At 48.5% G+C, this 25738-nt stretch carries 5 protein-coding genes; all 5 read right to left on the reverse strand.

Features of this window, described 5'->3' with window-relative positions; genetic code table 11:
- Positions 1-436 precede the first annotated feature (436 nt).
- From MMB75_RS15070 to MMB75_RS15090, 5 genes are read right to left on the reverse strand one after another with little or no spacing between them, the layout of a single operon-like run.
- Positions 437-4306: a non-ribosomal peptide synthetase gene (locus tag MMB75_RS15070; protein WP_052679209.1), complete on the reverse strand. Its 3870-nt coding sequence runs from the start codon at positions 4304-4306 to the stop codon at positions 437-439.
- Positions 4307-4310: 4 nt separating this feature from the next.
- Positions 4311-15626 (reverse strand): non-ribosomal peptide synthetase, encoded by an 11316-nt coding sequence (locus tag MMB75_RS15075; RefSeq protein WP_277508460.1) that lies wholly within the window; start codon positions 15624-15626, stop codon positions 4311-4313.
- A 33-nt stretch (positions 15627-15659) separates the two neighbouring features.
- The gene (gene fabD, locus MMB75_RS15080; protein ID WP_257126779.1) at positions 15660-16907 is read right to left on the reverse strand and encodes an ACP S-malonyltransferase; all 1248 of its coding nucleotides are present in this window, start codon (positions 16905-16907) and stop codon (positions 15660-15662) included.
- A gap of 13 nt (positions 16908-16920) precedes the next feature.
- On the reverse strand, positions 16921-24051 hold the full coding sequence (locus MMB75_RS15085; protein WP_277508465.1) for a non-ribosomal peptide synthetase: 7131 nt from the start codon (positions 24049-24051) through the stop codon (positions 16921-16923).
- A 37-nt stretch (positions 24052-24088) separates the two neighbouring features.
- On the reverse strand, positions 24089-25723 hold the full coding sequence (locus MMB75_RS15090) for a carbamoyltransferase N-terminal domain-containing protein (protein ID WP_277508469.1): 1635 nt from the start codon (positions 25721-25723) through the stop codon (positions 24089-24091).
- Between the last annotated feature and the right edge of the window lie 15 nt (positions 25724-25738).

Consider the following 25738-nt stretch of genomic DNA (forward strand, 5'->3'; position numbering starts at 1 on the left):
TTGGATTGGCATGACAAGCTTGTCCTCAAGCTGTAGTCCCAAGTTCCGAGTTCATCAAATAGGTGTGTAGTAGGGAAGGTATGGAGGTTCTGGACAGGCTTTTTTTGAAGAATACAGGCACAGAAAGCATTCATAATCTAGTGGTGTTAGAGATGCAGTAGGGTAATGGAATAGATGTAATGTCATAAAAGGGAAGAGGATTGTGTTAGGTCATGGAGAATGTGTGATAAATACTCACAGATAGTAAATATTAGTTTCATACAAAGTTGATTATTGGATACTTTACTATAAATTTTGGAAGCAGACAAGGGGGTTTTTCATACATTGCCATATGTTTTTATACACCATGTTAATTAATATTACAAATCAACTCACATGTTCATATTAAACAAAAGCTCCTGCTTGTGGTCTTCAACCTTCAGGCAGGAGCATGTTTTTACCTCAAAAATGTATTCAGTACCAAACCTACAGATACGGCTTGAGCGCCTTTTACGATGGAAAAATGATCGCCAGGCACTTTATGGGTATACATTTCCCCCCTACAATACATTTCCCATCCTTTATATCCTAATTCCCAGGTATGTTCTGAAATAAACAAACATACAGGGGCTGTTACAACTCGATCTGGCTGGTAAACATGCTGCATTTTTACCCAATGGTTTACGCTTTTAAAGCGTTCTAGTAATTCATTCCGTCCCAACTCATGGAATTCAGGCAGCAAGGGAAGTACACTGGCTGGAAATGCGCGCTTCCACAGCGATAAATCCAAATCTTCGTCCATTCTTTCCAGCTCTTGAATATGACGGTCCCAATGATCTTCCTTGCCATACTTCAAAGGTGGCAGTGTGTCCAGAATCGTCAAGAGTTCAACACGTTCTTCCCGCTCTTCCAATTGGCGGGTCATTTCAAAAGCAATCGTTCCCCCCATACTCCACCCGGCAACATAATAGGGACCTTTCTCTTGAATACTTTTGATTTGATCTACATACCGATGCGCGGCTTCCTTCATTCCAGCTGTTTTATTTCCAGCAAGAATCGAAGCATCCATTTTTATGCCCCAATAATTCCATGTAGCCGTAAGTTCGTTTACCAATTCCATGTAACAACTGACATCCAAGCTCCCATCATGAATGAAAAAAAGGTGCTTATCCTGCGATGTACCTGGCTTTAAAAGGACTAGCGTGTCTGCTCTGGCCGGAAACTCACTTTTCGCCCTTCCATTCAATGCATCTGCCAGTTGACGAATGGTAGGGTAAGTAAATAATTTGGTAAGCGGCAGGTCGATTCCCAGCTCACGCAAAACCAATGAAACCAGCTTGGTAGCCTTGAGCGAGCTCCCTCCCAGGGTGAAGAAATTGTCCATTACCCCGATGCGATCCATGGGTAGGTTCGAGGGCAGAACCATCGACCAGATGCGAACCAGCTCCTGTTCCAGTTCATTACAAGGAGGGACATATTCATTTTCCCGCAGTGCTTCAAGATCAGGCTCCGGCAGAGCATTCCGATCCACTTTGCCATTCACATTCAGTGGCAAACGAGGAAGCCGAATCAAACAGGCAGGAATCATGTAATCCGGCAAATACGTAGCGAGCTCCAGTCGAACTTCCGCCTGTGACATTTCTACATCGGAGACAAAGTAAGCACAGAGGTATTTGATCCCATCGTTGTGTTGGCGAACAAGAACGACTGCTTCCTGAATCCCCTCGATGTGCGCAAGCCGAGCCTCAATCTCGCCAGTTTCAATACGGAAGCCCCGAATTTTGACCTGGTGGTCCATGCGACCCAAAAATTCAAGCGTTCCATCAGCCAGCCAGCGGGCGCAATCTCCGGAACGGTACATTCGCTCTTCCGGCAACCAGGGATGAGTAACAAATTTGGATGCCGTTAATTCCTCACGAGCCAAATAGCCACGTGCTAGTCCTTCACCGCCAATACACAGCTCACCCGGCACACCAATGGGCTGTAGTTGATTGGACGCGTTCAAGATATAGACCTGCGTGTTGGCGACAGGCTTGCCAATCGGCACGTTATGGTCATAGTCTTCTTGAATCGTATGAAACGACGTAAAAATTGTATTCTCCGAAGGGCCGTACGCATTCACAATCGTTAAATCCGGCTGTGCGGCACGAAGGAGCTTCATATGCTGGGGAGACAAGGCATCTCCTCCAGTCATGATCAGACGAAGTCCGGTGAAGATGGATGGTTTATCATCAATCAGCTGATTTAGAAGCGGGGCTGTAAACCATGCCATGGTGATTTGATACTGTGCCATCCTCATTCCGAGTATGTCGGCAGATAAAAGCTCTTCTTTTTCAATGAGATACAAGGTTGCTCCACTCAGCAGCGTTCCCCACAATTCATAAACCGACACATCAAAGGCCAGGGAACACGTCTGCAATATTCGATCCTCTGGCGTAATCTTCAGCGGTCCCGGCTCCAGTACCAGGCGGGCAAAGGATTGATGTTCAATCATTACGCCTTTCGGTTGTCCTGTTGACCCTGAAGTATAAATAATGTACATCACATTGCGCGCCTGATTGTTGTCCTCCAGATTACAGGACTCTCCCGTATATAGACTCGGGTCTGTGAGCAGCAGCGTTTCCGCCTGAGGAAAACGTCTGGTGCTGGCAGTTGGTAGAAGGCATATTTTCGCCTGGCTATCCTGTAAAAGGTATTGAATTCGTTCATCCGGGTAGAGCGGATCAATCGGCAAATAAGCAGCCCCCGCCTTCAAAATAGCCAATATACCGACAATCATTTCCAGCGCAGGCGTAGCTAAAATTCCAACTACATCCTCAGCCTGAACCCCCTTTTGCCGTAAAACCCGAGCTAATTGATTAGCACGTTCATTTAATTCCTCATACGTCAGTTGCTTTTCTTTCCAGTTCACAGCTGGATGGTCAGGCGTCCGTATCACTTGCTGTTCGAATAGACGATGGATGGGTACTCCATGCAATTTTTTTTCATATGCATTTTTGCTGCTGGTCTGATTAAAAGTATGAAGGAGAACAGTGCGTTCCTCTTCTGTAACCATATCAATATCTTCAATCCGAATATCGGGTTGTTCGCCAATGATCTCGACAATTCTGGCAAAATGCCGCAGCATGCGGCTGGCGCTTTCCTCCTTAAACAACGCTTTGCGATATTCCAATTCCAGCCCTATACCCTCCTGCATTTCGTATGCATACAAGGTGATATCAAATTTTGAGATTTTATGCTCAAAGCTATAAGGAGAAAACGTGACCTCTGTTGCAGGCACGACAGGCTGCGGTACATTTTCCAATACAAAGCATGCATCAAATAAGGGATTGCGGCCGCTGATTCGTTCAGGATTGACCTGCTCCACCAGCATATCAAAGGGATAGTCCTGATGATCAAAAGCAGCGAAGGTTCGGTCTGCCACTTCTTCCAGAAAAGCAGAGAACTGCTTGCTTCCCAGCGGCTTCTGGCGCAAGGCGAGCGTGTTCACGAACATGCCCACAATCCCTTCAAACTCTGAATGAGTTCTTCCAGCGACAGGTGTTCCGATGACCAGATCCTCCTGCCCGGCATATTTGGATAGAAGGATGCTGTATGCGGCGAGTAGAACCATATACAACGTAACATTGTGCTGCAAGCATAATGCCCGCAAGGAGTGAGCTGTATCAGCTTTAATAGAAAACGGTACAACCCCGCCGCTGTAATCGGATCTTAGCCCTTTTCCATCCGTAGGCAACGACAGCAGCGGGACATCTTCTGTAAATTGGTTCAACCAAAATTCACCCTGCTTCTGAATATGAATGTCGCTTAATTGATCGTTTTGCCAGATCGTATAATCAACATACTGAAACTCCAATGGAGCAAGCTCCTGCCCGTGATACAGAGCCATCAGCTCTTCAAATATAATGTTGATGGTTACCGCGTCTGCAATGATATGGTGGATATCAAACAGGAACAGGAGCTCCTCATCAGCCAAGGGTACTAGCTCAGCCCGCCATAGAGGGACTTCATGCAGGCTGAATGGACGGATAAACTCGTTAACAAGCTTATCCGTACTCTGACCCGAATGTTCTCTATAAGGGATGGATACGTCAATGGATTCATGGACGAGTTGCAAAACCTCACCGTCCTTTTGTAGGAACGATGTTCGCAAGCCCTCATGACGTTCTGTCAGCCTACACCATGCCCTGTACAATCGCTCCTGCTTCAGCGGGCCTTTAATCATTCGAATGCTGGGCATGTTATAGATGATGTTAGGTCCGAGAAGATCATCTATCAGATATAGCCGCTTTTGCGCCGAAGATGTTTCATATCCTTCATAATGCATGATGCTAAATCTCCCTCCGTCGGCGTTCTTTTTTCTCTACTTTTACCGATGACAGTGCATGCTGCTGTACAGGGACGACTTCCTTTATTAGCTTTCCAGCGCCCCGAAGTATGTTGCTAATCTCCGTTTCCTCTGTTTTAAAAAATTCAATATTTAATGGAACAGATTCATGAATCTGCTGGATAATTTCACCGTTGATCACATCAAATGTCGTCCTAAAAGCTTCATGACGCTGAATAAGCGCTTGGAAGGCTTCTTGAAGTTTGGCGATGTCCAGCTCTCCTTCCAGCATAATAGCGCCTGGTAGGTTGTAACTCAGATCCTCTGGATTCAGCTCGTGCATCATAAAAAGACGCATTTGAGCAGATGAGGCCGGATAATAGGCACTCGGAGCGGCGGCAGGAATCAAGGAACAGACCGTCTCTTCAACCTCGTGATGGTATTCAATTCTTCTGGAGCTTATGAGATCCGAAAGTTGTCGAATGGTCGGAGCTGCAAAAAGATCTTTTAAAGTCATCTCAATGGCCAACGTTTGACGCACACGCAAAATAAACTGGTGAGCCAGCAACGAGTCTCCACCGAACTCAAAGAAATGATCATCTATACCTACTGCACCTGTTTTGAAAATGTCCGCCCACAACAGGACCAGCTTCCGTTCCATTTCGTCACGTGGCGGTGTAAGCTCTTTGCCGGAAGGCAGCTCTATCCCCAAGGCATCTAACGCCTTACGGTCCAGCTTTCCGCTTGAACCAAGGGGCATGTTCTCGACCCTCATAAAACGTAAAGGGATCATATATTCCGGCAATCGTTCCAGCAAAAATGCCCTTAAATCTCGAACGGTACAGTCGGTTTGCACAACCAGATAAGCGCACAAATACTTGTTGCCCTGCTCATCTGTCCAATCTAGCACAGCCGCCTGTTGAATAGCCGTATGTTGCAAAAGAGCTGTTTCAATCTCGCCCGTTTCAATCCGGTAGCCCCCGATTTTCACCATTTGATCCGACCGTCCCAAGTAAACAATCTCGCCGCTAGGTAGCATACGGGCAAGATCGCCTGTACGATAGATTCGCTCACCCGGTACAAAAGGATTGGGAATAAAACGCTCTGCCGTAAGTTCATCCAGATGTACATACCCGCGTGCCAGATGGCGCCCTCCCAGACAAAGCTCTCCTACCTGTCCCAAACCTACCAATGCCAGCTTCTGGTTTAGGATATAGGCCCGAGTATTGCCCACGGGTCGTCCGATGGAAATTGGACCTTCCGAAGATACAGATGTACACGTATAGGCTGTTGCAAACACACTGGCTTCCGTAGGTCCATACAGATTCAGTAATTTTGCCTCCGGAAACTTCAGATTAAAGTTTCGCACTTGCTCCTGGCCTAACGGTTCGCCCCCTGACATGACCCAACGCAAAGTGGCTGCCTGAAGCGTATCCTCGACTGAAAGCTCTGACAAAAACATTTGCAGCACAGTAGGAATGAAGAAAGCCACCGTAACCTGATGCAGGTGAATGGTATCCAGCATTTGACGGGTATCCGTTTCTCCACCAGCCTCCAGTAATACCAATCGTCCTCCGCCCATAAACCAGCTGAACAGTTCGACGATGGAACCATCAAAGGTATAGGATGCTTTTTGCAGCACTGTGTCCTGCTCACTTAATTCAAGCTGTTGTGCTAGCCATACCACTCGTGAACTAAAGGCGTGGTGTTCCACCATTACCCCTTTGGGCTGCCCGGTTGAGCCGGAGGTAAAGATGACATAGGCCAGATGATCAGGCTGAATGGCAAGCTCTGGATTACCGCGTTCTTGCTGATCCTGACACAATAAATCAACGTCGATGACCCGCTGAATTTCTTCATCCATCCAGTTGTCATGGCAGCGCTGATGGGTCAGAATCCACTCGGCACCAGCGTCTGCCAGGATATAGCGAATCCGTTCCTTCGGATCGGCTGGATGGATGGGAAGATATGCCGCCCCTGCTTTTAACACGCCTAACAAAGCAACAATCATTTCCGGTGAGCGCTCCATAACTATAGCTACTACTTGCTCTGGCTGGGTGCCGGAGTCCAGTAAAGTATGTGCGACCAGATTCGCCCGCCGATTCATTTCCTGGTAGCTGATCTGCTGTTGACCGGAAATGAGAGCGATCTGTTCAGGGTTACGACTTGCTTGATCCTCAAAGTATTGATGCAATAGCTTTATAGATCCCATATCCATCTCTGTCTGGTTGAAATCGTGGACGAGCGTCTTCCATTCTGCCTCACTCACCGAATCCGAAAGTGCAACCGCAAGCTCATTCGTCCAGCCCTCTTCCTTATGGACACCTGCGGGCTCAAGCTCTTTCTCTTGGTAATGCTCATTCGGGTTAACAGCCACCTCTTCTATTCGAAGCTCTCCAATCTTTTGCTGTGGATTGATAAGGATCGAACGTAAAATTTGAAGATATTCCCGGCTCAAGCGTTCAACCGTCTCCTCAGTAAAGAGATCTACATCGTATTGAAGGATACATTCGATATGCTGGTCGGTCATGGCTGCGGTAAATGTTAAATCAAATTGTGCTCCTGTATATTCCACCTCATCACATGGGGTCAATTCCAGGCCAGGTAATTCCACGATGGTACGGGAAGACTCGTTCAATAATGCAAACATAGTATCGAACAGCGGATTACGGCTTGTTCGGCCAGCCAAATTCAGCTTCTCAACCAGTTGCTCAAATGGATAGTCCTGATGCTCAAAAGCCTGAAGAGAATGTTCCTTGACCTGTATTAAAAATTCCTGCACCGTCATGTCCTTCTTCGGCGTGTTGCGAAGGGCTAACGTATTGACGAACATACCCACCAGGGGACTCAGACTCGCATGGGTTCTGCCGGATACCGGAATACCGACGATAATATCTTCCTGCCCGCTGGCTTTGGCCAGCAATAGGTTGTAGACCGCCAATAAAACCATAAATACTGTGGCATTTTGTTGCAGGGCAAAGCGTTTTAATCTCCACGTCCATTCCTGATCCAGCTCAAAATGAACGGCTCGTCCCTCACCTCTTCTCTCATCGGGGCGTGAATAATCCGTAGGCAATTGCAGTTCTGTAATTTCCCCTTGAAAAAGCTCCTGCCAAAACTGCTCCTGCTGCCGGAATTCCGCACTGTTCATAAATTCACGTTGCCACACAGCGTAATCTTTATACTGGATCATCAATTCCGGCAAGTTCATGCCACCGTATAAACGAGCAAATTCCTCGACGATAATTTCTTGGGAAAGACCGTCCGTAATAATATGATGCATATCAATGAACAGCAAATGATGGTTTGCGGGCTGATGAATAACCTGAATGCGGAACAACGGCTTTTGTCGGAGATTAAAGGGCTTAATTAATCCGTTTTGTTCCACTACTATTCCATGTTCACGACCCGATTGAATTTCCTCGATCCATTTCGCTAATCCTTGAACCGTGCCTGCCCGGAAGAAATCACGCAGCGACAGACTTACATTCCATTCTTGATTAATAAGATAGACCAGCTTGGTTGCCAGTAAGGATTGTCCACCCAGCAGGAAAAAATCATCCTGTGTACCAATCTGCTCCCGGTGCAGGATTTCCGACCAAAGCTCAACCAGGCGCTCTTCCAGAGGTGTAGCTGGCTGTACATAGGTCGTGCCGACCTTGATGCTTTCATTTACCTGCGGTAAAGCATGACGATCGATTTTTCCATGATGTGTTAACGGGATTGCATCGACTCGAACAAAGTAAGACGGAATCATATAATCAGGCAAGGTTGCCGACAGATGGGTCTTCAGCTCTGCCACCGATAACTCCTGATCCGTCACGATGTAGGCGCATAGCTCTTGCATACCTGGTAGAACTTCCTGCACCAGCACAATCCCATCCTGTATATGCGGGTGCTGGAGCAACGATTTTTCAATCTCGCCCGGTTCGATACGGTAGCCCCGTACTTTAACCTGTTGATCTTTTCTTCCTAAAAATTGAATTTGCCCATCTTCGAGGTATCTGCCCAGATCACCCGTTTTGTACATACGCTCGCCTGGTATCCATGGGTTTGCTACAAACTGCTGTTCCGTCAGTTCGGGGCGGTTCATGTAGCCGCGTGCAATCCCTCGACCTGAAATACAGATTTCACCGGGTACCCCGATAGGCATAACATCCGTCCCCCTGCGATTCATGATGTATACCGCAGCATTGGCAACAGGTCGTCCGATAGGCAGCGGATGAACATCTGGAGTATCCGGCACACGATAATAGGTCGCACAGACGGTCGCTTCTGTCGGTCCGTACGTATTGTAGACCTTTGCGGAGCGCAACAACTGGGTAACATATTCACTTTTCAGCACATCCCCACCGCTAATATAAACACGAATATGCGGGAAAGGGGGCAGTTGATTCAGCTCATTCAAAATAAATGGTGAGGCACTGACCACTGTCACTTGCTGCCGGCGAATGAATTGATTGAGCAACTGGATGTCCTTCAGTTCATCCCGAGAAACCATAGCCAGCGTTCCACCTGCTGCCAATGTAGGGTATATTTCCTCCACGGATGCATCAAAGGTAATGGCTGCCTGCTGGAGCACCACGTCTTCAGCCGTTAAGTGGAACTCATGCTGAAAAGCCGTGATATAATTCGTTACATTTCTGTGCTCTACCATCACACCTTTGGGCTTACCGGATGATCCCGACGTGTACAAAATATACGCCAGATGGTGAGAGGCCAGAAGCTCCTTGCCCGCCAAAGCTATATTATCCGCATCTCCGCTGTACAAGGCCGGATCACTTACATCAACGACAGCCCCTGTAAAACAAAGTGAGGTTATGCTGACACTTTCCACAGAAGTTAGGAGCACAGTTGCGCCACTGTCCTCCATCATGTAGGCCACCCGCTCCGTCGGATGTTCCGGGTCCATAGGGACATAGGCTGCTCCTGCTTTAAGTACAGCAAGCATGCTGGTCAGCATATCCAGCGAACGGGGGACCAAAATACCAACAGCTTGGTCTGGTGCCAACTGATAGGCAAGCAAGTGCCGCGCTAGCTGATTCGCTCTAGTATTCAATTGTCTGTATGTCAGTGAATGCTGCCCATAAACGGCAGCATTCCGATCAGGGTGCTGTTCAGCCTGTTCTTCAAACCACTGGTGAACCAGCTTTTCCTGCGGATAATCCACCTGGGTTTGATTCCACTCGTACAGGGATCGCTGCTTTTCTTCCGCATGATTCATGGAAATGAGGCCAATCGGGCGTGTAGCATCCGCAACGACTTCTTGTAAAAGATTTTCGTAATAAGTGGCAAGTCGACGTATGGTCTCTTCCTTGAACAATTGGGTCGCATATTCAAAGTGAAAACGCAGCCTGCCTTCATTTTCAAGCCATATGACCGTTAGATCAACTTGTACAGCCTCCATTTTAGCTTCCAACGGAGTAAAGCAAAGCCCGTCGATGCTCATCGGTTCCCCCTTAAAGTTCTGGGAAATAAACTGAACATCAAATAGCGGATTTCGGCTCCGGTCTCGCGGCACGTCAAGCTGATTCAGCAGCATTTCAAAGGGATAATCCTCATGCTTATATGCTTCAAGCGCGTGTTTCTTAACCTCCTGCAAATAGGTCGAGAACGGCTTATCTTCGGATGGTGCAGTCCGCAGGGCCAGTGTATTGATGAACAGCCCAATCATGTGCTGAGTCTCTTCGGATTGACGGCCTGCGCTTGGCGTGCCAATGATGATATCTTCTTGATTCGCATATTTTGCCAATAATGTACTATAAACAGCGTACAGAAGCATAAAAAGCGTAACCCCGTGCTGTACCGCTGTTTCTTTTGCCAAAGCTGTTAGTTCCTCGCTTAGCTCAAATGTATAAACATCCCCGGCATTGCTCATTTGCGCGGCCCGCGGCTCATCTGTAGGCAAATCAAGTACAGGCAGCGTTCCCTTAAATACGTCCAGCCAGTATTCCTCCTGCTTTTTCATCTCGGCACTGTCCAGACGCTGATTTTGCCAAAGTATAAAATCGGTATATTGCATAGGCAGTTGCGATAGATCATATCCCGAATAGCCCTGTATCATTTCACTTAATAAAATACCAATTGAGGCTCCATCGGCTGCAATATGGTCAACATCACACAAAAAGAGGTGAACATTCTCCTCCAGCTGGACCAGCTTTGCCTTTAAAAGCGGCGCGCAATTCAGATCAAAGGGACGGATAAATTCGTCCACATACGCCTCCAACTCGCGCCCGTCCCCTTCGCTATATTCCAGCGAAAAATCTACCTCTGGGTACACGATCTGTACCAGTTCGTTATCCCGCAGTTCATAAGCGGTGCGCAGAGAGCTGTGACGCCGAATCACCGCATATATGGCTTCCTCCAACCGATGATGATCCAGATTACCCGTGATGGTCATCGCACTGCATAGGTTGTTCAAGGTGCTGTGCCCTGCCATCTGACGCATCATATAAAATCGACGCTGTGTCGATGAAGCAGGATACACCTCGCGTTGTTGCGGCGGACGAATAATCAGATTTGAGCCGGCTGATCGGGGTGAAGGCAGCTCCGTTTCTGCCAGAAGGGGCTGCTTCGCTTCTCCATCCGTATACAGGGCTAATTCGTGGACCGTCATATAATTGAAAATATCGCTGATATCCACTTTTGTAGACAAGCTCTGATTCATCTGCCCTACCATTTTACTGGCAATCAGGGAGTCTCCTCCCAGCTCATAAAAGCTGTCATAGATGTTCAGCTCATCAAGCCCCAGCACATCCGCCCATATGCTCGCGATCACCTTTTCCGATGAGCTGTATTCTCCTGTCCCTCGACCATGCAGCTGTACAGGACGACGCAAAGCATCGGATGACATGACCGCATGATTATGTAGAAGCCGACGATGACGTTCCAAAATAGCGCGCATTTCATGAGATAAGCCGAAAGGAATGGCAGTAGAATCGAGTGCGGCCACCTGAGCATAGTGCAAGCCACCCACAATGACACGCGAAACGGGATGAAGCAATAATTGTTCAAGAGCGGCCAGTCCTTCTTGTGTGGACAGAGCATGGAATAAGCTCTCCTGGAAATCAACCTTGTGCTCAAAAGCCATCCCGGTTTCCTGCCAAGGAGCCCAGTTGATGGAAAGTGTGCGATGGCCGGATTGATTCCGCCACTCGGCAAAGGCATCCAGATAAGCATTGGCCGCCGTATAGTCGCTTTGTCCTGGTCCACCCGTCAGCGAAGTGACGGATGAAAAAAGAATAAAAAAGTCCAGTGTATCCGAAGCTGTAATTCGGTCAAGCACATGTGTGCCTGTTATCTTGGGAGCCAATACCTCGTTGAAGCGGTCCTGACTCTTGAGCGCCATATAACCGTCTCCTGCCACACCCGCAGCATGGATGATGCCGTGAATAGCCCCATACTTGTGACGAAATTCATTCATGGCTTGCTTCATAGCCGCCTCGTCAGCTACATCGACAGCATAATATTCTACCTGAGCTCCCTGCCGCTCCAATTCCAGCAAGGCGGTAATCGTATTCAGAATTTTTGTATCCATATTCGGCTTTGAACTCTGTCTAAAGCTTGGACTGATGTTCGAATCTGCGTATGCAATGGTTTCCCATTGCTCTTTGGGTGGCAATGGTGTGCGACCCAGTAATCCCAGCGTGACCTTCCCTTTCGTAGCAAGCCATTGGCCGACTGCCAACCCCAGCCCGCCAGTACCACCAGTAATAACATAGACTCCCTGCGGTCTGATCGTAATCGGGTCAGCCTTACTTTCCATCAAATCCACGGGCTCAATTTGCTCTACATAACGTTCTCCGTTACGCCAAGCGGTCAGAAATGTATCATCATTTCCGTGCCATAAGGAGTGAGTGATGTCGGAAATCCGGGTGTTCGTATCTATATCAAGACAACGGCAAGTCAAATCGGGATATTCCTGACCGATGACCCGGGCCAGTCCAAACAAGCCCGCATGTTCCGGCTTTAATTCATTTTCCAATCCGTTCACTTGATAAGCCTGCTCAGCGATCACTGTCAGTTCCTGAACAGCAGGCTTGGTCTGTGTGATTACCTTGGCCAGATGAAATAGCTGAACCATAGACTGCCCGCTCCAGAGATATATCAGTTTCTTAGCGTTCCGGCATCGCACCTCTGTCAACAGGTGTATATGATCTTCCTCGGTACCATTAGAGAAGTAAGCATGGTCTGACAGTTTAGCAAAGCTGGCTCCCCGCTTTACTTCGACCACATCATACCCTTCTTGGGCCAACTGTCCACGCAGCGTTACACCGATCGGACGGTTATCTGTGAATAATAAAATCGTTTCCAGCGGTGCGGAGAATACCGAATTATTTGTGGTTCGGGTTGCTGTGTCTGCTTCATGCCCGGCATATGCCTGTTCTTTCTTTTTCCACACAAGCTGATGATATTTATGATGTTCTGTGTACCGATTTCGTTTGAAATCCGCCTCGTGCACTCGTTTGACAGCATAGTCTTCAATTTCCACCAGTACCTGACCTTCAGCATCCAGAATGAGCACATCTACCGTTAAAATTTCTCCACTTTCTCTAACCTTGCTTTTTTTACGCAGATAGCTGTAAAAATGCTGTGGGAGTGAGTCGTAAATACGCAGCTTTTGATATGAAAATGGCAAGAACAGACCATTTCCCAAGCTCTGGCTTGCTACCCCGACTGCCACATCCAACAAAGCCGGATGGAGCACGTATTGGTTCAAGTCCATATGATAGGCTGCGGGCAGCTCCAGTCTAGCCAGCACTTGGTCTGTTCCAATTGCAATCGTCCGCAATGTCTCCCATCGCGGTCCGAATGAAAAGGCGGCGGCTGCTTCAGCATGATTTTCGCCCACTACTACTTCCTGGTCGTTACATTCAGTTCGAATATCGCCCAGACTCATAACAGGGTGGCTAGCCTGTACAAACATCGCCTGCCCCTGTGCATGCCTTACCCATTGCTGTTCCCACGGCTGAGTTGAGAGTCCCGTTCGGCTTATCACCTTAAACGAAAACGTCTCACCTTCCTGCTGCAAAATGGTGTGTACTTCTCTTTCTTCCTCTACGTCCAAAATGAGCGGAGAAATAAACTGAACGTCATACAGTTCCAGCACCTTGCCTGGACGCTTGTATTTTTCCAGCCCTGCTCTAACCATTTCCAGATAAGTGGTTCCCGGTACAATACAGCTTTCCATTATCTTGTGCTCGCTTAGTACCCAATGACTCCCCACAGAGAAGCGTGTCAGATAAATATCCTGTCCCTCGGTTTCTGCCAAACAACGATCCAAAAGCGGGTGCATTTTTTCCAACTCTGTGAATTTACGAACTTGGGAAGCTTGCGAGGCTATAGCCTTTTCCTCTACTTCCACCCAGCATCGCTTAGGTTCAAAAGGATAGGTGGGAATGCTTCGTCTGTGGCAAGCTTTGCCTTCATATAACCTCTCCCATTCCACATCTGCCCCCTCAACATACATACGGCACAGAGAATTCAGGGTGTGAAATTCGATTGGAGACTGGGTCAGTTTCTCTTGGGCTGCAGCTATCAGACTTCTGGATTCCTCCAGCGTAAGCTCACCCGCTTCTTTTTCCTTTTGGGCAGATACCACCTTATGACGTCCAAAATATACGCCCGGTATAAGCTCTCCTTGTTGTGCTTGTCCGCTGAAGCCGAAGGCAGAGGTCTGAATCTGGGCCAGTTTTGCCCCCAGATCAGCCCAGTCTTGGCACAAAATCGCCAAACGATAGCTATGGTGCCCCCGTCCCGTATTGGCGGTGTAACAAAGATCGCGTAACGGATAGGCTTGGGGTTCTGTGACATATTGCTGATATTGCTTCACATAGGCTGCAAGCACTGTTTCATTTTTGGCGGACAACGTAAAAAGCTGAATCGTCTCTGCGGTTCCCTGTCCCAACTGACCACCGTCCTGCATATCAGCCCAAGCCGGGGCTTCCTCCAGAACGACATGACAGTTCGTACCACTCAGACCGAACGAGCTTACTCCGCAGCGTCGCGGAAAATTCTCCTTAGGCCAAGATTGCAGCTTATCGTTCACATATACAGGTGAATCAATAAAGCTGATGTCCGGGTTCGGACAGGTGAAATGTAGGCTCGCCGGGATTTCTGCATGCTTCAAAGCAAGCACTGCCTTTAAAAAGCCCGTGATTCCCGCACTGTTATCCAAGTGACCCACATTAGTTTTGACTGAGCCTATAGCACAAAATTGCTTCCGGTCGGTATACTGCCGAAAGGCTCTCCGTATACCATCAATCTCTACTGGATCACCCAGCTTGGTGCCTGTTCCGTGAGCTTCGATATATGTAATGGTATCCGGGTCAATCCCAGCATCCTTCCAGGCCCGTACAATGACATCCTCTCCGGCCAGCGAATTGGGCGCCGTAATCCCGGCGGAAGTCCCGTCATTGTTCACAGCACTTCCTTTAATGACAGCATAAATATGATCGTGATCCTGAATGGCCCGCTTCAAGGGCTTGAGCAGAACAGCAGCTACACCTTCTCCCCCGCCTGTGCCATCCGAAATGCTATCGAATGTTCTCGTCCGGTCATCCGAGGAGCCTACCCCCAGCCCCCCGCCTTTTCCCTCTTTTACAGGCACGAGTGTAACTTTTACTCCCCCAGCAATCGCCGTATCGCAATCCCCGTGCCGCAAATCCCGACAGGCTAGGTGAATAGCTACCAGAGAAGAAGAACATGCTGTATCCACCAACAGACTGGGTCCTTTTAAGTCCAATAGATAGGCAATTCGACTGGCAATCATAGAATGGATATTGCCTGGAATCGCTGAGGAAGCTAAGGAAGGCGCCATTTCTGCTACAAAACGCTTGTACTCCTCGCCAAAATCACTACTGTAGCCCACATAGACTCCCGTCCGGCTACCAGAGAGCTTGTTGCCCCCGTATCCCGCATCTTCGATCGCAGTCCAAGCAGACTCCAAAAATAACCGCTGGTTCGGGTCCATTAACCGTGCTTCTGCTGGAGAAAGTTGAAAAAAGGGATAATCAAACTTGTCGATCTCCTCCAAAAACCCACCTTCATTTAGTGCCGTTTGTTCATTCAACAGTCCGACTTGGAAGAGACTCTCCAGCTCCTTTTTGCGACTGGCAGGAAAAGGACGTATAGCGTCCTGCCCCGCCCGTAGAAGCTCCCAAAACTGAGCTACATTTTCACTTTCGGCAATTTTGCAGCTCATTCCGATGACTGCAATATCCGAATCTCGCAGCTCATTGACCGCGATCGGACCTGCATCCAGAATATCTTGTTCACTAAATTGAAGAGCCGCCAGATTGAATCCTGTTTTGGTCATCATCGTACCCCCTTCCGTTCCTCATGTTCGCTGCAATTAGCTGACCTGAAACGCGGGAAATAATTCGCGTGTATGCGTATTGCTGAAAATTTGCTCAAACCGCTCAGCCCGTTGTTCCGCAGGCGTTAATTTAGTTTCAAAAATGGACTTTAGCTTGTCCAGAGCTTGCTGCATTTGTTCAATCGTCGGCTCGGTCCCGGTCGCGATCAATTGTTCGCGCATGTTTTGCAATTCTTTATATGGAACAACTACACCCTGCTCATATTCATCATTGTTCCAGTTCCGATTCTGGGTTGAAACAGCAATCGCGATGCAGGAGGTCACCAGCCCCAACCCATCCGGCTTGCACTCCATATCAGCATTCCGTAGTAATTCCAGACCGGAGGGATGCTCAAAGGCAAAAGAATGGGCCTTCGAAGTGATACCTGTCATTAAATTTCTCAGCACAGTTTTGGGACCGATTTCTATAAAATGATTCACGCCCTGATTCAACATGTATTGAACGCTTTTATACCATTGCACAGGCTGGGCCATCTGCGACGTTAGGTTAGATATGATATAACGACGATCCGTATAGGGTGTCGCTGTAACATTAGAGAGAACAGGCCATTGAAAACGGCCATAATCATATCTCTCCAGCTCATCCCGAAACTTGCCCGCAGCGCTCCGCATTAAATTCGTATGGAACGGAAAGCCCACCTTAAGACGAACCGTTTTGATTCCTCTACGGTTTAATTCCTCTTCGGCCTTTTCCAGCGCGGGAGTATGGCCTGAAATTACAAGCTGCTCGGAGGAATTATAATTTGCAATGCCGACCGACACACCACCTGAAGAGGCTTGCTGGCACACCTCCTCCACCTCACGCTCATGACTCCCGACTACCGCCAGCATCGCTCCTGCACCGGGAGCGACGGCTTCCTGCATCAGAATACCTCGCTGACGTACTATTTTCACCGCATCCGAAAAAGCAAGCGCCCCTGTACTGACCAATGCCGAAAATTCTCCCAGACTGTGACCCGCTACCAGGGATGGCGCAAGCTTCAATTCCTGCATCAGTACACGATAAGCAGCAATGCTCACGGTCAAAATGGCGGGCTGCGCATTAGCGGTCTGAGTCAACTCATCCATGGAACCTGTGAAACAAAGGGCCTTCAGATCAAACCCTAATGCATCTTCGGCCTCTTCAAAGGTCTCTCTAGCTACTGAATATTCATCGTATAAGCTTTGACCCATGCCTACATATTGGGAGCCTTGTCCCGGGAATAAATAACCTAATTTTTTCATCGTTCCATCCTCCTTATAGTAGGTCAGCAATCTTGTGCAGGACGTGGACATAGGCCTTCATCAATTGTTCCGCCCAAGTCTTGTTTAGTTTTCCAGCTTGATATTCGCACAGGAACCGTACCTGCTCTGCACGCACATCCATATAAATCACCCAGTCCAATTGTTGGGTCACTTCATGTCCCGCTGGCGTGTGATTCAAAAACACACAAGGGTGAAAAGCAGAGGGATCGGCGTTTCCTGCCCCATTCGGCAACATGACGGGGATCGGGTAAAGATCTGTCTCTTTCGCTTTTTGGCGATGACTCGCAACCTTTTTGCACAGGACGCTAAAATCATCATTTTCCATCAATCGTACACGCAGTGGATACAAGCTCTCCCCGGTAGGCTGTACAGCCGTATAAACAGAAGGTTCACGTTGCATTGATGGTTTTTTATTGGGATATGGGTGTCCTTCCCCGATAAGCACTATAAGCTCAGACTGGCCTGTCATTTGTGACAATACATACGTATAAACAGCCAGTAGCAAGTCTGATAGGGCAAAATCCTGACGCCAAGCGGCTTTCTGTAACACGCTCAGCAGGTCAGCAGGTAAGGTAAAAGTGAACGTAGCCTGACCATCTGCTCCTCCATCTGCTCGCATCGCTTCATTCCACAGAATAGAAGGTAACGGTTCGACCAAATAACGACGCCAGTAGCGCTCCTGACGCTCATAGCGTTCTTGTTCTGCATCTGTCCATACTTGTTCTTTTTGCTGTTGTTCCAGAAAATCGGAAAGTCTCGCAATCGTCGGATAGGCGAAGCAGTCCGCCACATTGATTTTCCCTGGATAGATTTGCTGGAGACGAACATTCATTTGAATGAGCAAAACCGAATTGCCCCCCAGCTCAAAGAAATTATCATGGATGCCAAGTTCGCTTCTGTGCAATACTTCTTCCCAAATCCGGCTGACCTGCAATTCCACCTCTGTAGCAGGTGACGCATATTCCACTTCGAGAAGAGGGCGGTTATGATCCGGCTTAGGCAGCATTCTACGGTTTATTTTTCCATTTGGCGTTAAAGGCATCTCCGACAACATAATAAAATGCGACGGAATCATATATTCTGGCAGTCGGACAAGTAGATGATTACGCAGCTCACTCACCGATAAAGTCTGTTCGCCTATCCAATAGGCACAAAGAGGGCCGCTCCCCTGTTCATCCGATTTGTCCTGAATGACTACAGCTTCCCGAACGCCGGGATGAGCCAGCAGCGCTTGTTCAATTTCCCCTAGCTCTACCCGGTAGCCGCGGACTTTGACCTGATCATCCATTCGGCCCAATACTTCAAGCTCGCTGTGATGCAGCCACCGCGCCAGATCTCCAGTCTTAAACATTCGCTCACCGGATCGGAACGGATTAGCTTGGAACTTCTCCGCTGTCAGTTCAGGACGCTTGTCATAACCGGCTGACAGTCCTTTGCCTCCAATCCAGAGATCACCCGCTACAAGATCAGGTACAGGCTGAAGCTGACCATCCAGGATATATACTTGTGTGTTCGTTATCGGCGTACCCACGGTCACTCGCTCCTGCTGGGTAAGCTCCTGCACAGTTGACCAGACTGTAGTTTCAGTTGGGCCGTACATGTTAAATATGCGTGCAGTCGTCATATCCTGTGTCTGACGTAGCAGCGACTGTGGTAAAGCCTCGCCTCCCACCATCATGATCTGCAATGTGTGCAGACCCTCTTGGGCTGCCGGGTGCATAAGCAAAAGCTGGAGCCGCGAAGGTGTCATTTGCAGCAAATGCGGACCTGTTCGGCGAATAGCTTCCAGGAGCAGTTCAGCATTAGCCTGCTCTTCTGCTGTAGATAACACTACCCTTAGCCCTTTTGCCAAAGGCAGCAACGTTTCCAATACAAAAATATCAAACGCGGCTGTCGTTACCGAAAAGAAGGTCTGCCCTTCAGCAAACGGAATACGCTCGGTAATCCCATAGATCAAGTTAACGATAGCTTCCTGACGAATCATTACGCCTTTCGGATTTCCGGTCGAGCCTGAGGTGAAAATCATATACGCCAAGTCATTGGGTCCCGGTTGTGTAATCTTCAGCCTTTTTCCATCCTGACGGTATATATTCTCGTCATCCAATGAGATGACTTCGCCTCTAAAATCAAGTCCTTTCAGTAATGTGTCCCGACTTATAAGCCATTTCGCTCCGCTCTCTTCCAGCATGTAGGCAATGCGGGCCGCAGGATAATCGGGGTCGATCGGCAAATAGGCGGCTCCTGCCTTTAAGATCCCGAGCATCCCTATCAGCAAATCTACTGATCGTTCTAGCAGCAAGGCAACCACCGTATTCACGCCCGCTCCTTTGCTACGCAAGGTTCTCGCCATCTGATTGGACAGCATATCGAGCTCACCATAGGTTATACGGCGGTCCCCACATTCTACCGCTATGGCATCCGGTATCCGTGCAGCCTGCTCTTCAAACAGATGATGCATCAGCTTGTCAGCCGGAAGCGCAAACTCAGTCGCATTGCGAGCGACAAGAATATGCGATTGCTCCGCAGAAGTCAGCAGGCTGGCAGCATATAGAGGACGGTCTGGCTGTGAAGCCAGTTGAGCCGCCAATTCAATGAAATGCTGCGCCATCTGGCGAACAGTCTGCTCGCTGAACAGTTCCGAGCTGTATTCAAAGGTACAATGCAGACCAGCCTGTCCATCATCGCCTTCATTCTGGGCGATCGGCTCCACGACGGTCAGCATCAAATCAAATGAAGCAAAAGAGCTTTCCAGTGGATAAGGCTTTACTTGTAGCCCTGGTATCTCCCTGCTGACATCCATAAAGTTTTGCAGCCGAAACATGGTGTCAAACAGCGGATTGCGGCTTAAATCCCGTTGAAGATGCAAGCGATTGACAAGCATATCAAAGGGGTAGTCCTGATGTTCAAACGCGTTCAATGCATTGTCTCTAACCTCGTTCAAAAACTGCCGGAAGGTCTTTTCCTGTACGGGAGCATTTCGTAACGCAAGTGTATTCACAAACATACCGAGCATCCGTTCCAGCTGAACATGTGATCTTCCGGCTACTGGCGTACCGACCACGATGTCCTCCTGCCCACTGTAGCGGGACAAAAATACATTGTATGCTGCAAGCAAAACCATAAATAACGTGGCGCCACTCTCCATGGCCAGCTCTCGCAAGCTTGTTGCACTTGCTGAAGGAAGGCTAAATTCTAACGAGCCTCCAGCAAAGCTCCGCTGCCTTGGTCTTGAATAATCTCCTGGCAGATTCAGAAGCGGGACTTCCTGTCCAGTGTGCTGCTCATCGAACAATCCCACCCAGTATGCTTCCTGTTCTTTCAGATGTTCCCCGCTGAGCTGTGTATGCTGCCATGCAGTAAAATCTTTATACTGAATGCGCGGTATCTCCAGATGGCTTCCTTCCATTAGGGAGATAAACTCATCAATAAGCACTGTCGCAGATATACCGTCAAAAATAATATGATGTACATCCAGCAGTAGCACGTGGCTCTGCCCCGCTAGTCGAACGAGCATTACTCGTAAAAGCGGGGGCTGTTGCAAATCAAACGGACGTAAAAACGATTGCTGAATTCGCGGCATATCAGCCGCCGCCCCTTCGGTATATTCCATTTTCCAAGCCACGTCTGAGTGAATCCGTTGTACTACCTCACCCTCCAGTAAGGTAAACCCCGTCCGAAATAACTCATGGCGGAGTAATAATGTATGAAAAATACGCTCAAGCTGCTCTCGCTGGATCACTCCCTCCAATTTCCAGGCAGTGAACACGTGATTACTCAAGCTTTCTCCTTCCAGCTGATGCAGTACATATAATCGTCTTTGAGCGGCAGAAACGGGGTAATATTCCTGCTCAGGCAACGGTTCGATAGAAGCCGCATGAACAGAGGTCTTCTGACGAAGTAAATCTGCCAGCTCACGAATCGTTTGATGGTCAAAAAGTTCTTTGAACGTCACATTCACTTGCAAGCGCTCCTGAATCCGGTAAATCATTTTTGCCATCTTGAGCGAATGTCCACCCAACGCAAAAAAGGGGTCCTGTACACCCACTTGCGCTATATCCAAAATTTCTCCCCAAATGGCGGACAATTCTTGCTCCATATCGTCTCTTGGGGGTACATATTCTGTTCCAGCGAGACTTCTTCCCTCAGGCTCCGGCATATGCTTACGGTCGATTTTACCGTGAGGGGTCAAAGGCATAGCTTCGAGCGGGACCAACAAACCGGGAACCATATAGTCTGGAAGCCGTTCCTTTAGATATTCGCGCACCTCTTCTGCCGTTATTTCGGACGACTGCAATGTGTAGTATCCAATCAATCCGGTTCCGGTTTCCTCAATATGCGCAATCACTGCTGCCTCACGAATACATGGAAGACTGACCAGCGCCTGCTCAACCTCTTTCATTTCGACGCGAAATCCACGTACCTGAACCTGGTCGTCCTTACGCCCAAAATACTGGAATTGTCCGTCCGGCGTCTGACAGCCCAAGTCTCCTGTCCGATAGAGCCGTTCTCCAGTCAACGGATGCGTAGTGAAAGCCCTGGCTGTCAAATCCGACTTGCCCCAATATCCGCTCGCGAGTCCTGTCCCGCCGATACAAATCTCGCCCTGAACATGGTACCCAGCAAGCTGTCCGTCCTGATCCAGCACATACACACGAGTATTCGCAATCGGGAATCCCAGCGGAATACGTAATGTACCTTCATCTGGCTTGCGCTGAATGATATGCTGGGTCGCATAGATAGCCGATTCCGTCATGCCGTACAGATTGGCGATTTTAGCTGTGCAAAAAAGGGAATACCATTCCTGCACGACGTTCACCGGAAGCGCTTCGCCCCCGTTAAAAATCCACTTTAAATTGGGCAATGGATGAGCTTCTCCCGCACTGCGTACAGCACTTAAGAAAACACTCATAAGCGCGGGAACAAATTGAGTGACTGTTACCTTTTCCCGCTTCATAAATGGATATAGCTGTGCAGGGTCCTTGACGATATCAGTGGGTACAATGGTTAATTTGGCTCCCACCATCAGCGGCCAGAACCATTCCCACACCGAGTCTGTGAAACTGGTAGACGTCTTCTGTGCGATGACATCTTCTGCCCCCAGAACAAAGGTATCCTGCAGCCAAAATAATGTATTCAGCACAGCCTTATGGGTCATCATCACCCCTTTGGGCTGTCCCGTCGAGCCGGATGTGTACATGATATAAGCGAGATCATCCTCGCCTGGAATGTTTCCCAAACCTAGATCATGAACGGGGATGTCTTGCACCTTAACAGGAATAAATGAAGCTTCATGTCCTCGCACCTCACGCAGCCTAACGATCCACTCCGATTCTCCCCATACCGTTTCATCCAGACAAATGACGGTTTCAATGCTGGCAGGCAAATGGTTTAACATCCGCCCGAAATAGCGTGTATCCGTAACAAGCACGCGGCACGAGCTGTCGTTGAGCATATACTCTATTCGTGATTGCGGATAATCGGGATCAATGGGCACATAGGCCCCGCCTGCCTTCATAATCCCCAAAATAGCGGTGAGCAATGGTACATCCCGATCTCCCATTATGGCAACCAGCGAGTTGGGACGAACTCCATAACGGCTAAACAATTGGCCCAATTGGTTGGAACGAAGGTTCACTTCCTCATAGGTCACCGCTTTGCTACCGTCCACGACACCAACTGCATAAGGGGCACGAGCAACCTGCTCCTGGATACAGGATGTAATTGTGACTCCAGCCGGATACGTCTTCTGTGTATCATTAATGCGATTCATTTCGGTACGTTCCTCTACCTCGATATAGTCCATTTTCCAAACGGGCTGCTCCGGCTCCTGAATGGCACCTGCAATAATATTACGGAAGTATGCTCCAATCCTGCGCATCGTTGAAGGTGTAAACAGATCCGTTCCATAGCTGAGTGAGATGACCATTTCGTCGTTCACCGACTCGACAATCACAGTCCAGTCAAATTCATTCGCTTCCGCACCATTCCCTAGCTTGATTCGCTCCATCGGGATTCCCCCGAAGTTCTCTTCACTTTTAGACCCAGCTGCAAAATTAATCAGAACGTCAAACAGCGGAGCACGATTCAAGCGACGCGGACGGTTCAATACCTGCAATAGCTGATCAAAAGGATAGTCCTGATGGGCATATGCTCCTGCGCATTCATCTTTGACTTGCTGTAACAATTGGGAAAAAGTAATATCACGTGAAATTCGATTCCGAAGCACAAGCGTGTTTACAAAAAAACCGATCAGATTGCGCACCTGCTTTTGATTCCGCCCCGCCACAGGAGTACCGATAATAATGTCCTCCTGCTGAGTTAGACGAGCCAATAACACATTCAGACTGGCCACGATCGCCATAAACATGGTGGTTCCGTACCTACGATTCAACTGCTCCAAGCCCGCGCATAATTCCGCATCCAGAGTGACCTTTTCTACTGCTGCCGGAGCATTCCGGACGGTTGGACGCGGGAAATCCAGTGGTAATTGAAGACTTGGTAATTCGCCATTCAATCGGGATTTCCAGTATTGCTCCTGTGAGTTTAATTTTCCGGTAAGCACCTGCTGATTTTGCCAGTGTGCATAATCAATATACTGAATTGGCAAATCTGGCAAACGGAGGCTTGTTCCTTGCTCCAACGCCTGATAAATATGGAATAGTTCCTGGAAAAACAGATCCATAGACCAACCGTCTTCAATCATGTGATGCATACAAATATGAAAAATATAGTCATCTTCCGCCAGCTTATAGATCTGTGCCCGCCATAACGGGCTTTGCTCCAGATCAAAAGGCTGATTCATCATGGTCTGTATTTCTTTTTGCACCTCTGCCCACGCTGTTTCTTCCCCTATGTCCGACACATCCGAGACAGGCACGTTTAAGGTCATTTGCTCCAGCACCACTTGCTTCGGCACACCCTCGACCACTGTAATCACTGTACGAAGGATAAAATGCCTTTCAACGATGATATGGAGGGCCTGCTGTAAATACGCGGTATTCACGGCTTGTCTGATCCGAACGGCTACCGATTGGTTAAAGGCGCTGCTCTGAGCGTCCAGTTGGGACTGAACCCAGAACCGCTTCTGCCCATGAGACAGATCATAGGTCTGCTTCTCTCCCATGTCTAAACCTCCATCTTGTACATTATTCGAGGATAGGCTACTGCTTTTCGTATAACGTTTCATTGCACCAGACATATCGGGTTCCGTTCCACTCGGTTGCAGAACGCACATCCGGGAAAAAACCGCTGCCAAGCAGATTGGCACTGGTATTGCACAGGACTGGAATACCGCTTAATTTCTCGTACGTATGCAGCAAATCATAAATTAGCGGATTGTCCTCCCGACTTACTGTTTGCAAGCGTGCTGTGCCATCCAGATGACGGATTGCCGGAATGCGTTCCACCCATTCGTCACGCAGCATATGGTCAAACAGCATATACGGATCGCGGGTTCCTGGCGAAAAAATAGCAGGCGCATGCTCCTCTATACAGATTGGTGAGACTGGACGATAGTCCTCCCGTTGCTTAATGGCATTTAGGCGGTCTTTCATATCCGGTCGAACGGCAGCTGCCAGTATACTGCGATTCCCCAGCGCACGTGGTCCCAGTTCCGCCCGATCATTCAGCACGACAACCGGCTCATCTGTCGTATGCAGCAGCTCTGCGAGCTGTGACACCGTACAAGCACGTGATTCCCAGCCTTCCGCTGGGTCATTTTGGATGACCATCGGCCCGCTGTATACAGACCAGTTCAAATGGGGATGACCTGTCTGATGAATCATCTCACAACAAGCAGCACCAATGGCCGAGCCTGTGTCATTCGTAAATGGAGAAACAAACACATCATCAAATAACCCGCTTTCTCGAATCGCACTGTTCCATTTAATATTCAGAGAACAGCCTCCTATAAAGCAAAAGTTCTTTGTTTTGCGCCCATGCTTGGTCACACTCGCCTCCAGCGAGGTTACAAGAAGCTGCTCCAAATACTGATGGAAAGACGCCAAAGCGTCTGCATGCGGAATATGATGCTCATCTACATATCGCTTGATTTCCTGGGAAAAGGTCCAGTTAAACTCCATGGAGGGTGAAAAATGCCGCGCATACGTCAACTCAAACTGCTCGAGCAGCTCTGAACGTACCCGCCCCTTGGCTATATAGGCCATAACCTTGCCCGCTACCGAAAGATCATCCACACGTGGTCCTTGTCCTCCGCGAAGGAAAGGCTCAAAGTGCAGCGAAAACAGTGAATAAATGTTGCCGATGTACATGAAGAGAGGGCCCAGGTTTTCTAATCTTTCGTTCGCTGGATCAAAGTAATAAAAACGCGGGTACATACCTCCATCGTATACAAGCGCGTAAGACGGCTCCTTGTTCACCGCATAAGGGCTCGCACAATAGGTGCTGGCGATATGTGTGGTTGCATGCATATAGCTGGTATAATCGAAGGATTTCTCTCCAATAACAAGTCCACTGCCCGAATAGGCTTGGAGTGCGTCCGCTGAAAGCGATACTTCGCGGTAAGGCGCAACCGAAAGGGACAACTCCTGCCCATTAGAACGCGTATCCACCCTGCTTTCCTTCAATCCGGCCCAGCCGTCAATAACAAACCGATCCACATCTGCCGAGGTATAGCCATGCAGGTTAAGTGCTTCTTCAACAAAATCTAAATCAGGAATTTCGCTGTAGCGTTTGTTGTTATTGAATTTTTCAACTTCATAGCTGAAAATAAGCTTGTTATCCTCAATCAAGGCTACACTACCATCATGCGTTAATTTCAGTCCGCAGAATAACATGTTCCTTTCACTCCT

The sequence above is a fragment of the Paenibacillus sp. P2(2022) genome, assembly GCF_029522175.1.
Taxonomy (GTDB): Bacteria; Bacillota; Bacilli; order Paenibacillales; family Paenibacillaceae; genus Paenibacillus; species Paenibacillus polymyxa.

Coding starts and splice junctions, on each gene's coding strand:
- MMB75_RS15070 (WP_052679209.1), bottom strand. CDS start 4,306: ATGCATTATGAAGGATATGAAACATCTTCGGCGCAAAAGCGGCTATAT.
- MMB75_RS15075 (WP_277508460.1), bottom strand. CDS start 15,626: ATGATGACCAAAACAGGATTCAATCTGGCGGCTCTTCAATTTAGTGAA.
- fabD (WP_257126779.1), bottom strand. CDS start 16,907: ATGAAAAAATTAGGTTATTTATTCCCGGGACAAGGCTCCCAATATGTA.
- MMB75_RS15085 (WP_277508465.1), bottom strand. CDS start 24,051: ATGGGAGAGAAGCAGACCTATGATCTGTCTCATGGGCAGAAGCGGTTC.
- MMB75_RS15090 (WP_277508469.1), bottom strand. CDS start 25,723: ATGTTATTCTGCGGACTGAAATTAACGCATGATGGTAGTGTAGCCTTG.